The organism is Cupriavidus sp. YAF13 (genome assembly GCF_052113425.1).
Lineage (GTDB): Bacteria > Pseudomonadota > Gammaproteobacteria > Burkholderiales > Burkholderiaceae > Cupriavidus.
On record NZ_JBFRDD010000001.1, the window covers coordinates 166392 to 178962 of the forward strand.

Below are 12571 nucleotides of genomic sequence, written 5' to 3' on the forward strand. Positions count from 1 at the left end.
GCGCAACGCCATGCGCTGAAGCCTGGGATGAAGCTTGAGATGAAGCGCCGGCGGGCTGTCAGCCTGCTGCCTTTTGTTCCAGGTAGTCCACCAGCAGTCTTGCCGCTGGCGAGAGGCTTGCCTCGTCGCGCAAGCAGATCGCGAAGCGGCGCTGCGCCCAGCGATCGGTGAGCGGGATCACCCGTACGCCAAAGCTGGCGTAAATGGGCTCAACCACCTCGCGGGGCACGATGGCAAGACCCAGATTCGCGCGCACGCAGCGCAGGGACGCATCGAACGAGGAAACCACCACGCGGTACGCCATCGGCTTGCCGATGATGGCCGCGGCGCGTGCAAGCATGGTGTGCACAGCCGTCTGCCCGGGCAGCCCGATGTGGTCGAACTCCAGCGTTTGCTCGAACGTGCAATCCGCCTGGCTAGCGAGCGGGTGCTCGGGATGCACGATGGCCGCCAGGGCATCGCTGCGATAGGGCCGGGTCTGGAATCCTTCCAGATCCGCGGCATCCCAGCAGATACCCAACGATGCGGATCCTTCACGCAACGAGCGGACGAGATCGCGGCTGAGGCTTTCCTCGACGGTGACGCGGATGTCCCGATGCGCGGGCACCTGCAGGAAGCTCGCGATATCGTCGGGCAGCGACTCGGCCATGCACGATACGGTGGCCAGCAAGCGGACCTGCCCCTTGATGCCGGTGCCGTAGTCGGCCATGTCGCGCTCCACGCGATCAGCCGCGGCCAGCATGGCGCGAGCGTGCTCAAGCAGGATCTCACCCGCCGCGGTCGGGATCACGCCGCGCCGGCGCCGCTCGAACAGCGTGACGCCCACCGTGTCTTCCAGCTGCGCCAGCCGCTTGCTGATGGCCGAAGCCACGATGTGCTGCTGTTCGCCGGCGCGCGCCATGTTGCGCGTCTCGCAAACCGCAACAAACAGGCGCAGGGAGGTGAGGTCTAGATCACGCATCGAGAGCCTTCAACAGAGGATTTCCAATCTGGAAATTTAGTGCGGCTATCTTAACGTTTTTTGTCACAACCGGAAATTCCCCGGGCTGGACGCAAGCGGCGGCACTTGGCACCTCGTGCGCGGCAGCTGGTGGGCCGCTGGCTTGGGCACGCATCGGGATGATTCGCTTAGAAGTTCCAATCCGGAATGCTGGCGCTTCTTGATTACCGCTTCTGGCTCAGGCCGGAACAACATAGAGTGCATAGGCCAGACCGAGGCACCAACCTCCGAGGGAACACAGATCCAATGACAACGCACACTCCATCGGCACCGCGCCAAGCCGTGATCCGCGAGGTTGGGCTGCGTGACGGGCTGCAAAGCATCGCCACCATCCTGCCGACTTCCGCCAAGCGCGAGTGGATCCAGGCGGCCTACGCGGCAGGCCAGCGCGAGATCGAGGTGGGCTCCTTCGTCCCGGCGAAGCTGTTGCCGCAACTTGCCGATACCGCGGAACTCGTGGACTTTGCCAAGTCGCTGCCGGGGCTGTTCGTCTCGGTCCTGGTGCCGAACCTGCGAGGCGCGGAGAACGCCATCGCCAGCGGCGCGGACCTGATGCTGATGCCGCTCTCCGCCAGCCATGCGCATAGCCTGGCCAACTTGCGCAAGACACCCGACGACGTGGTGGCCGAGGTCGCCAGGATCCGTGCCGCTCGTGACGCGGCCGGCTCCAAGACGTTAATCGAAGGTGGCGTGGGCACGGCCTTCGGCTGCACGATCCAGGGCCATGTGCATCCGGACGAGGTGCTGCGCCTGATGCAGGCCCTGCTGGATGCCGGCGCGGATCGCGTTAGCCTGGCCGACACGGTGGGCTATGCCGACCCCGCCATGGTGCGCAGCCTGTTCGAACGCGCCACGGCAATTGCCGGCGACCGCTTCTGGTGCGGCCACTTCCATGACACGCGCGGGCTTGGCCTGGCCAATGTCTATGCTGCCCTGGAAGCCGGGGTGACCCGTTTCGATGCCTGCCTCGCCGGCATCGGCGGCTGCCCGCACGCGCCCGGCGCCAGCGGCAATGTCGCCACGGAAGACCTGGCATTCCTGCTAGGCAGCATGGGCTTCGAAACCGGCATCGACATCGGCCGCTTGCTGTCGCTGCGCGCGCGCGTAGCTGGCTGGCTGGCCACTGAAACCCTGCACGGCACACTGTGGCGCGCCGGCTTGCCCAAGACATTTCCTGCATCGATTGCCGATGCGGCTTTCCGCCTGAGAGTCGATCATGAACACTGATAATGCCTCCTTGCCGCTCGCCGGCGTCCGCGTGGTTGAGTTCACGCATATGGTGATGGGCCCGACCTGCGGCATGATCCTCGCGGACCTGGGCGCCGAAGTCATCAAGGTCGAGCCGCCCGGTGGCGACAAGACGCGCAACCTGCCCGGCCTTGGCATTGGTTTCTTCCGCTCGTTCAACCGCAACAAGAAGAGCGTCGTCATCGATATCACCACCCCGCAAGGGCAGGCCAYGGCAGCGGAGCTAATTGGCCAGTGCGACGTGCTGCTGGAGAACTTCCGCCCGGGGCTGATGGCGAAATGCGGGCTGGACTACGCCACGCTGTCCGCCAGGTTTCCCAAGCTGATCTACGTCTCGCACAAGGGCTTCCTGCCCGGGCCCTATGAACACCGCCTGGCGCTTGACGAAGTCGTGCAGATGATGGGCGGCCTGTCCTACATGACCGGGCCCAAGGGCCGCCCGCTGCGCGCCGGCACCTCGGTCAACGACATCATGGGCGGCATGTTCGGCGCCATCGGCGTGATGGCTGCCCTGCGGGAGCGCGACCGCACCGGCAAGGGACAGGAAGTGCAGAGCGCCCTGTTCGAGAATTGCGTGTTCCTGTCGTCCCAGCACATGCAGCAGTTCTCGATGACCGGCGCGCCGCCGCCGCCGATGCCGTCGCGCGTCTCCGCCTGGAGCGTCTACGACGTGTTCACGCTAGCCGAAGGCGAGCAATTGTTTATCGGTGCCGTCAGCGACAAGCAGTTCAACACCTTGTGCGACGTGCTGCAACGCCCCGACCTGGCAGCCGATCCGGCACTTGCCACCAACGCCATGCGCGTTGCTGTACGCCCGGCATTGCTGGAGCGGCTGGGCGAGATTCTCAAGGACCATCGCGTGGAGGCGCTTTCGCCGAAGCTCGAAGCCGCGGGCATTCCCTACGCGCCCATCATGCGTCCGGAGCAACTGCTGGAGGATCCGCACCTCAAGGCAAGCGGAGGCCTGGTGCCGATGCAGACCGAGGACGGCGGCACCACGGACGTTGTGCTGCTGCCGCTATTGATGGGCGGACGCAGGCCTGGCGTGCGCATGCCGTTGCCGGGCATTGGCGAGCACAACGACGAGATCCTGGCCGGCCTCGGCGCGCATATCCCGGACTGAAGCTTCGCACTTTGCCACGTGGCTTCGGACGGCCACGCGGACTAGAACGATAAACATACGGAGACAGACATGGCATTCCCCCTTTCGCGCCGGGCAGCACTCGGCATGGCCGCTTCGGCGATGGCACTCACGCTTGCCTTGCTGGCAGGCACCGTGCTGGCCCAAGGCTCGGGCCGGCCGGTGCGCCTGATCCTGCCGATCAGCGCTGGCTCGGGCGTGGACGCGATCGCACGCGCTGCCGGGCCTTCGCTGGGCAAGAGCCTGGGCCAGCCGGTGGTGATCGAGAATCTTCCCGGCGCCGGCGGCATGACCGGCGCGGCGGCGGTGGCCAAGGCGCCACCCGATGGCACCACGCTGGGGCTGTTCTCCAACAACCACGTGATCAACCCGAGCGTGTACAAGAAGATGCCGTTCGACGCGATCAAGGACTTCACGCCCATCAGCGTGATCGGCTCCACGCCGCTGGTCCTGGTGGTCAACCCCAAGGTTCCCGCCAGGAACGTGCAGGAACTCATTGCCTTGCTCAAGGCCAAGCCCGATTCGCTCAACTATGCATCGTCGGGCAACGGCACCATCATCCAGCTCGCCGCTGAGATGTTCCTCGATGAAGCGCACGTCAAAGCCCGCCACGTGCCCTACAAAGGCACCGGCCCGATGTTGACCGACCTGATCGCTGGCCAGGTGGAGATGGGCGTGGTAGCGCTGAATGCCGTGGCGCCGCATCTGAAGAGCGGATCCCTGCGCGCGATCGGCCTGTGTGGCGCGACGCGCTCGCCGGCCGCACCGGATATTCCCACCATCGCAGAACAAGGCTTGCCCAACTACGCGGTCGAGGGCTGGTTTGCCGTGGTAGGCCCGGCAGGGCTGCCGCCGGCCGAGGTCAAGCGCCTCAACACGTTGTTTGCCAAGGCATTCACCAGCCCGGACGTGCTGGAAGCGATGAAGAAGCAGGGCAACACGATCAATCCCGGCACGCCGGAGGCAGCCGCCAGGTTCTTCCAGAGCGAAGCGGCGCGCTATGCTGCCCTGGTCAAGAAGGCCAATGTGACCCTGGAGTAAGGGTAGAGGCTGCATAGCGCATCGCATTGTTCGGTGCATTGAGGCAAGCCGTGCGGTAGACGTCGGCCCACGCCGTGGCGTTCACCGCCTCTCCGGCTTCATCGAACGTTGCCGCTGCCCGTGCAGCCCGCTTGGCGTGGGGAGGCGCCGATGTCATGATGGCGAGGTGCGAGCGAGCGGCATTTCCGGCCGGCGAGCCGGCATTGCACCTACGGTATCCTTGGGTCGGCACGGTAGGTGCGACCAAGATCGCCGCGCCCTGCCGGCTCGGGACATCGAGGGGCTGCCCCGGCCAAGCGCTGGCGGCGCGGGCATCAATGCAATGACAATGAGGAGACATGGATATGCAAGGCAGGCAAACGCAGGGGATGTCCGGCGAGCGGCTTGGGCGGGTCGAACGTTTCATCGACGACGCCTATATCGCGACCGGCAAGTTGCCCGGCAGCCTCATCCAGGTGTGGCGGCGCGGCGAGTTGGTCCTGAACTCGGTGCTGGGCCTGGCTGACCGCGAGCGCCAGGTGCCCTTGGCCGAGGATTCGATCTTCCGCATCTACTCGATGAGCAAGCCCATCACCTCGGTGGCGGTCATGATGCTGGTCGAGGAATGCAAGATCGCCCTGGACGATCCGGTCAGCAAGTACATCCCGGCATGGGAAAACCTGGGTGTCTACGCCGGGGGCTTCATGGAGAGCTTCCAGACGCGCCCGGCTGCGCGCCCGATGCTGGTGGTCGACCTGCTGCGCCACACGTCCGGCCTGACCTATGGTTTCCAGCAGAACACCAACGTCGACGCCGCTTACCGCAAGCAGATGCTGGGCGAACTCGCCACCGGCGGCACGCTGGACGACATGATCGAGAAGCTGGCCAAGCTGCCGCTGGAGTTCTCGCCGGGCGAGGCCTGGAACTACTCGGTCGCCACCGACGTGCTGGGCTACCTTGTCGGCAAGATCAGCGGAATTCCTTTCGAGACCTTCCTGAAGGAGCGCATATTCGATCCGCTGGGCATGGTTGACACTGCCTTCCACGTGCCGGAAGACAAGGCCTCGCGCTTTTGCGCCTGCTACGCCGTCGGCTCGCTCGGTTCGAAGGTGGTATCCGCGCGCGCGCCGGTCCTGCAGGACGATCCCCGCACCAGCCCCTACCTGAAGCCGCCCAGCTTCCTCTCCGGCGGTGGCGGCCTGGTGTCCACCGCGGCTGACTACATGCGCTTCGCACGCATGCTGTTGCAAGGCGGCGAGCTGGATGGGGTGCGCCTGCTGGGGCCGAAGACCCTGGCGCTGATGACCGCCAACCATCTGCCGGGCGGGGTGGACCTGCCGCGCATGTCGCGCTCCATGTTCAGCGAAGCCACCTATGATGGCGTTGGCTTCGGGCTCGGCTTCGCCACCACGGTGACGCCGGCGACCACGTTGATTCCAGGCAGCGCCGGCGACTTCTTCTGGGGCGGCGCGGCCAGCACCTTCTTCTGGGTCGATCCGCAGGAGGACCTGATCGGACTGTTCCTGACCCAGCTCTTGCCCTCGTCCGCCTACCCGGTGCGCCGCCAGCTGCGCACGCTGGTCTACAGCGCTATCACCGAGCCGGGTGCCGCGGCACGCTAAGCGCCTGGCGAGCCGCAACACGGGACGTGGAGCCTGAGTCGGGACGTCCAGGCTCGGGCAAGGTCAACCGCACGCGGCGCGCAACGATGGCATTTGACCTGCCTCGGATAGCCCGCGTCATGCGTGGATGGCGGCGCCGGCGCAACCGCGCCCGGACCGCCTCAAGCCTTCCACTCCGTGGCCTCCCGAACGCTGCCCAGCACGTCCCCCTGCCCAACGTCGCAACCCTCCCATTTGAAGAACTGCAGCTCTTCCGAGCTGGCCAGGCCATTGGCCAGTACCTGCATGCCGAGCGTGTGCGCCAGCGCGATCACGGCACGCGCGATGGCAGCGCGCTTGGCATCGGTTGCCACGTTACGCACGTAGCCCTGGGGAATCTGCAGCCGGTCAGGCAGCAAGCGCTGCAGGTTGGCCAGCGAGATGGGCGTGTTGCCAACGTCGGCCAGCGTGACGGACGCGCCTTGCTCCTGGATACGGGCGCAGGCCAGGCGGGCGGCTTCCGTGGCGGTGCCCAGCAGGATGCCCGGCAATTGCAGGTCGAGCACGTTGCCGGCTTGGGCGGTCTCGCGCAGGTATTGGCGGAGCAGTTCCGGCAACGCCAGCAGTTCGGACTCCTCGGCGCCGGCCATGAGCGGCAGCAGGATGGGGACGCTGACGCGGGCCGGGCTGGATAGGGCGGCTTGCGGATCCGTGTGCCAGGCTAGCGCGAGTTCGCAGGCGCGGCGCAGCAGCGCGGCATTGATCGCGCCAATGAGGCTTGGGCTGCGCACGTGGTCGGCGATCTCGGCATGCGGCATCCAGCCGGTGGGGCCCGGCCACGCCGGCAGCAGTGCGATGGCCGTGATGGCGGCGGAGCCCAGGTCGAACTGGGAGACGGCTTGCAGCCGGTACTGGCCGCTGTGCAGCGCTTGTTCTATGGCAGCTTCGATCTGCGCGCCGCTACCTGCCTCGGAGGCTGGGCGCCCGGGCGCGCACGGCGCGCCTTGCGTGTGCGGGGCCGGCTGGGGCAGGGCATGGGCTTGCTGCAAGGCCTTCACGTACTGGTACGCGCGCAGGCCGCCGATGACGACGGAGGTCAGCTTTTGCGCGGTCATCTCCGTTTTGAGGAAGTAGCCATTGATCTCGTAGCCGGTCACCACCTCGCGCTCCGGCGCCATGCCGGGATGCCCGGTGCGCAGCACGATCTGGAGGTCGGGGTTGCGCAGTTGCTCGCGGATGTAGCGCACCGTGGCCAGGCCGGCATCGTCGGTTTCCATCACGACATCGAGCAGCACGAGCGCCGTATCGGGGTGAGCGGCGAGGTGGGCCCGGCAGGCTTCGCCGGAATAGACGCTGTGGAACTGGATCTTGCGCCCGGAGAAGGTCAGGTCCATCAGCACCAGGCGCGTGATCTCGTGCACGTCGGGGTCGTCATCGACCAGCAGGACCTGCCACGCGGGCATCGACAAGGAGGCGTTCATGGCAGAGTCCTGGCGGATACGATCGGGATGGTGGCCTTCGCCGAGGGCGTGATGCGGGGCATGCGCAGGGTGAAGACGGTGCCGCCGCCCTCCGCACGCCCCGCATGGCCCACGGCGATGGTGCCACCCAGGCGCTGGGTCACCAGGTTGTAGACCAGATGCAGGCCCAGGCCGCTGCCACCCTTGCCGCGGCGCGAGGTAAAGAAGGGCTCGAAGATCTTCTCATGCAGGGCATCTGGAATGCCGCTGCCGTCGTCGGCGTAGCGGATCACGACTTCGTCACCGGCGGCGAGCCGGGCGGCGATGCGGATGGTGCCGCGCACAGGGCCTGTGTCGCCGCTGCCGAACGCGTGCACCAGCGAGTTCATGACCAGGTTGGTGAGGATCTGCGCGATCGCGCCGGGGTAGCCGTTCATGGCGATGCCGGCTGGGCAGTCGATCAGTAATTGCACGTGCGTGTCGCGCAGGCGCGGGTCGAGGCTGACCACGGTCTCGCGGATATAGTCGCCGAGGTCGAAGCCGCGCCGTTTTTCGCTGGTCTGGTCGACCGCCATCTGCTTGAAGCTCTGCACCAGCTCCGCAGCGCGGTTGGCGTTGGACAGCAGCAAACGGGCGGATTGCGCGGCATCCGACAGGTAGCGCTGCAGCGCCTCTGGTGCCAGCCCGTTGCTTGCCACCAGCGCCTGCGTGGCGCTGGTGCGGTCCTGCAGGTAGGAGGCGGCGCTGACGGCGATGCCCACCGGCGTGTTGATCTCGTGCGCCACACCCGCGACCAGTCCGCCGAGAGAGGCCATCTTTTCCGCGTCCACCAGGTGCTTGCGCGCGGACTCGAGATGGCGCAGCGACTCCATCAGTTCCGCCTGCGCCAGCTCGCGGCTTTCGTGTGACAGCACGATCCACCACGCACCGAAAGCCAGCAGCGGCAGGGTGGCCGAGTACACGCGCAGCAGCAGGCCGCCGATGCCGTCGGCGTGGGCGGCATGGCCTTCGCCGATCAGCCGGTAGGCGAGCAGGAACACGGCGCCCATGGCCGCCGCGGCAATCACGAACAGGCCAAGGAAGCGCGCCAGCCTGCGCAGGAAATGCGGCGGCAGTATCCGCAGGAAACTGCTTTGCCACGGCGCCGCCTGCATTTGCGCGGCGGTGCCGGGCGCCTTGCAGGCATCGTGGCAATGGTTGTCCAGGCCGCAGCACAGCGAGCAGATCGGCCCCGCATAGAAGGGGCAGTGCGCCATGTCCGGCGCTTCGTAGTCGCGCTCGCAGATGCAGCAGCGGATCGGCTCGTCAGTGTGCTCGTCGAGGGGATGCGGGTCCTCCCGCGCGATGTAGTACTGGCCGCGGGTCGCATAGGCGATCAGGATGGCGCTGGCGAACGAAGCGCCCAGCGCGATAAAGGCGCAATAGGCTTGCGCCAGCGCACCAAGCAAGCCGGAGTAAGCGCCGATGCCGGCGAGCGAGGCGATCAGCATGGCGCCGCAGCCCACCGGGTTGAACGCATACAGGTAGGCCCGGCGGAACTCGATGTGCCGCGGGCTGATGCCCAGCGGCTTGAGCACGACAAGGTCAGCGGCCAGGGCGCCGAGCCAGGCGATCACCAGGTTGGAATACACGCTCAGCACGGCCTCCAGCGTGCTGAAGATGCCCAGCAGGGTGAGCAACAGCGCGATCAGCACGTTGAACACCAGCCAAACCACGCGGCCCGGATGGTAGTGCGCCAGCCGCACGAACACATTGGACCAGGCCAGTGAGCCCGCATAGGCATTGGTCACGTTGATCTTGATCTGCGACACGAGCACGAACAGYATCGCCACCGCGAGCACCACCTCGGGCCGATCGAATACCTGCCCGTATGCCCACACGTACATGTGGATCGGCTCCATCGCGCGACTGGCGGGCACGCCGGCTTGCAGCGCGAGCACCGCCAGCAGGCTGCCCGCCAGCACCTTGAGGCCGCCGATCACGATCCAGCCCGGGCCGGCCAGCAGCAGCGCGCTCCACCAGCTCCAGCGGTTCTGCGGCGTGCGCTCGGGCAGGAAGCGCAGGTAGTCCACCTGCTCGCCGATCTGGCCCATCAGCGAGAACAGCACGCCGGTGGCGGCGCCAAACGCGAGCACATTGAACGCCGGCGAGGCCGCGTCGCGCCCGGTGAATGCCGCCCATTGCGCCAGCACGCCGGGATCGTGGCGCAGGATGTAGGCGAAGGGCAGCACCAGCAGCACCGCCCACAGCGGCTGTGTCCACATCTGCAGCTTGTTGATCAGCGTGACGCCGAAGAACACCATCGGCACGATCACCAGCGAGCAGACCAGGTAGCCCACTGTCAGGTTCAGGCCGGTGGCAATGGCGAGCGCCTGGGCCAGGATGGCCGACTCCAGCGCGAAGAAGATAAAGGTGAAGGACGCGTAGATCAGCGAGGTGATGGTGGACCCGGCATAGCCGAAGCCCGCGCCGCGCGTGAGCAGGTCGATGTCCACGTTGGCCACGCTGGCGTGGTATGCCACCGGCAGCCCGATCAGGAAGATCAGCGCGCAGACCAGCAGGATGGCCGGGAACGCGTTCTGGAAGCCAAAGCTGAGCGTGACGCTGGCGCCGATGGCTTCCAGCGCCAGGAAGGACACGCCGCCGATGGCCGTGTTGGCCAGCGTGAACGGCGACCAGCGCCGGTAAGAGCGTGCCGCATAGCGCAGCGCGTAATCCTCCAGCGTTTCGTTCGCGACCCAGGATTGATATTCTCGTTTGATGCGCATGGCGTGGTGGCGTCGGGTGCGATGCGGCTCCGGGAGGGGGGGGCGATCCGGGTCGGGATGGCTGGCAGCGGGCGCTCCGATTATTGTCTGAATCCGCCCCTCGCGCAATGACATGCGCGCTGCGCTGGAAGGGGCCGAAGCGCGCCGCAACCCGCCGCGGAGATGCTGCGCGGCAGCATGGCGCGGCGCCTTGACATTTAGGGTGCCAGCGCAAACACTGGCCGGCAGTCCTCATATCGAAGAGGCCGGGAGCCGCCGGCATCGCGCTCGCTGTTGCCCGAATCCGCTGTGCCCGATGCCAAGGAGAATGCGCGGTTGCCCGCCCAGAATACCGATAGCGCCGATAGCGCCGATAGCGCCGATAGCCCCAATAGCCCCAATAGCCCCAATAGCCAGGCCGGGGAACTGATCTACCGTATCCACGCCGCGCGCGACGACGATGGCTGGCGTGGCGTGGTTGCGCTGGTGCGCGATCAGTTCGCCGCGGGCACGGCCGTGCTGGCGCGGCGGCACCTGGCCGGCGGCCAGGGCGCGGTGCTGCACGGCGCACCAGAGGATCCGGCGTTTTTTCGCACCTTTGCGCAGTACTCCGCGCGCAACCCGTGGTTCCTCTCCAGCACGGCCTACCAGCCCCTGCAGGTGATCAGCGGCGACGACATGCTGGGCAGCGGCGACCTGGTTCGCACGGACTACTACCAGGCGTTGCTGCGGCCCCATCGCTATCTGCATCGCTTGTGCGGGGTGGTGGCGCGCGAGGCGGATGTCGTCTACTACCTTGAGCTGTACCGGCGTGAAGACCAGCGGCGCTTTGCCAGCAAGGAGAAGGCGGAGTTCCGCGGCCTGCTCGCGCATATGGCGCTGTCGCTGGAAAACCGCTGGCACCGCCACAGCGCCGCCGACCTGAGCCAGGCGCTGATGTGCGTCATCGACGGCCATCCTAACGCGACCTTCCTGGTCGAGCAGGATGGGCGCATCGTCTACTGCAACCGCAGCGCGCAGGCGCTGTGCGGGCAGGGCAGCGGCCTGTACCGGGATGGCGAGTATCTTGCCGCGGTGATGCCGACCGACCACCGCACCTTGCACGAGATGCTGGCCACGCTGGCCGGGGCTGCCCAAGGACTTCCCCCCAAGGCCGGCGACACGCGCGACGCCCACCCGGGCCAGGCCGCGCTGGTGCCCACGCAGGTGCTGTCGGTTTCCGCGCCCGGCTTTGCCTTGCCCACGACGCTCACGCTGCAGCCCGCCGGCGCATCCATGCGCAACGGGCTGGGCGAGGAGCGCGCGCTGGTGGTGGTCAGCGCGCGCCGGCAGGGCGCGGAGCATGCGCACCACGATTGCCTGTTCGCGCGCCAGTTCAAGCTGAGCGAGGCCCAGGCGCGGGTCAACGCGCTGGTCTTCGCCGGCCACTCCATTGCCAGCCTGGCACAGGTCCTGCACGTGTCCGAGAACACGGTGCGCAGCCACCTCAAGCAGATCTTCCAGAAGACCAACACCCATGGCCAGATGGAATTGGTGCGCCTGCACGCGCAGCATTGCCCGCCGGCCTGAACATCCCTCACCTGGCCATCGCGCTGCCGCCTTATCCGTCGGCTCATCCAATTGGGTGAGGCCGCCTCACCCAGCCGCATGACGCGCGGAATCCTCGCCGTGAAGGATTCGCATCCGCGCGGGCCTGCTTATAGTTGACCCGTCGCCACGCGGTGCCGCGAGGCAGCCGGCGCCAACAGAAAAAGAACAACCAGAATCCGTCGCGGAGGAGATACGCCATGCTAGGCCTGACGTTGCTTTACGTAGGAGCCGTGCTGTGCCTGAACGGCTTGTGGCTGCTGGGCAAGATTGGCGACCGCGAGATCTGGGTCGTCAATATCTTTGCCGGCGGGGTGACGATGCTGGTGTCGCTGCGGCTGATCTTCGGCGGCGAGGCGGATAGCGCATCCATCAAGGCCGGTGCGCTGACGCTGCTGTTTACCTTCACCTACCTGTGGGTTGCGCTCAACCGCTTCAACGGTGCGGACGGGCGTGGCCTGGGCTGGTTCAGCCTGTTCGTGTCGGTCACGGTGATTCCCGTCGCCATTGATGCGCTGCGCCATGCCAACTCCGTCTGGGATACCTGGTTCGCCTGGTGCTGGGTCGGCTGGGGCGTGCTGTGGTTCCTGTACTTCCTGTTGCTGGCGATGCAGCGCCCGATCCTCAAGTTCACCGGCGTTGCCACTGTGCTGGCAGGCATCGCCACCGGCTGGCTGCCAGGCTATCTGCTGCTGAGCGAATCATTCAGATAGACCCCAAAGACAGCCCTCAAAGACAGCCCTCAAAGATAGACCGCAACGCGGCGG

At 66.6% G+C, this 12571-nt stretch carries 9 protein-coding genes; 6 read left to right on the forward strand and 3 right to left on the reverse strand.

Annotated features, from left to right (window positions below):
- Positions 1–58: 58 nt before the first annotated feature.
- The gene (locus AB4061_RS01080) at positions 59–961 is read right to left on the reverse strand and encodes a LysR family transcriptional regulator (RefSeq protein ID WP_441630122.1); all 903 of its coding nucleotides are present in this window, start codon (positions 959–961) and stop codon (positions 59–61) included.
- Positions 962–1246: 285 nt separating this feature from the next.
- Between AB4061_RS01080 and AB4061_RS01085 the strand changes: the two genes are divergently transcribed.
- The 4 genes from AB4061_RS01085 to AB4061_RS01100 all read left to right on the forward strand — a co-directional run bounded on the left by AB4061_RS01085 (position 1247) and on the right by AB4061_RS01100 (position 6031).
- Complete coding sequence (locus AB4061_RS01085; protein ID WP_441630124.1) at positions 1247–2227, forward strand: hydroxymethylglutaryl-CoA lyase; 981 nt, start codon at positions 1247–1249, stop codon at positions 2225–2227.
- Positions 2217–3371, forward strand: coding sequence for a CaiB/BaiF CoA transferase family protein (locus AB4061_RS01090; protein WP_441630126.1), 1155 nt, complete (start codon positions 2217–2219; stop codon positions 3369–3371). Before AB4061_RS01085 ends, AB4061_RS01090 begins: the two co-directional genes overlap by 11 nt.
- A gap of 69 nt (positions 3372–3440) precedes the next feature.
- Complete coding sequence (locus AB4061_RS01095) at positions 3441–4430, forward strand: tripartite tricarboxylate transporter substrate binding protein (RefSeq protein WP_441630127.1); 990 nt, start codon at positions 3441–3443, stop codon at positions 4428–4430.
- Positions 4431–4768: 338 nt separating this feature from the next.
- Positions 4769–6031 carry a serine hydrolase domain-containing protein gene (locus AB4061_RS01100; protein ID WP_441630129.1) on the forward strand — a complete coding sequence of 421 codons (1263 nt, stop codon included), beginning with the start codon at positions 4769–4771 and terminating at the stop codon, positions 6029–6031.
- A gap of 161 nt (positions 6032–6192) precedes the next feature.
- On the opposite strand, the gene AB4061_RS01105 is transcribed toward AB4061_RS01100, so the two are convergent.
- Together AB4061_RS01105 and AB4061_RS01110 are read right to left on the reverse strand one after the other, a co-directional pair.
- On the reverse strand, positions 6193–7491 hold the full coding sequence (locus tag AB4061_RS01105) for an EAL domain-containing response regulator (protein WP_441630130.1): 1299 nt from the start codon (positions 7489–7491) through the stop codon (positions 6193–6195).
- Positions 7488–10238, reverse strand: a complete 2751-nt coding sequence (locus AB4061_RS01110) for an ATP-binding protein (RefSeq protein WP_441630132.1) — start codon at positions 10236–10238, stop codon at positions 7488–7490. Before AB4061_RS01110 ends, AB4061_RS01105 begins: the two co-directional genes overlap by 4 nt.
- A 315-nt stretch (positions 10239–10553) precedes the next feature.
- Between AB4061_RS01110 and AB4061_RS01115 the strand changes: the two genes are divergently transcribed.
- Positions 10554–11786, forward strand: a complete 1233-nt coding sequence (locus tag AB4061_RS01115) for a helix-turn-helix transcriptional regulator (protein WP_441630134.1) — start codon at positions 10554–10556, stop codon at positions 11784–11786.
- A gap of 218 nt (positions 11787–12004) precedes the next feature.
- On the forward strand, positions 12005–12517 hold the full coding sequence (locus tag AB4061_RS01120; RefSeq protein ID WP_174427428.1) for an AmiS/UreI family transporter: 513 nt from the start codon (positions 12005–12007) through the stop codon (positions 12515–12517).
- Positions 12518–12571 lie beyond the last annotated feature (54 nt).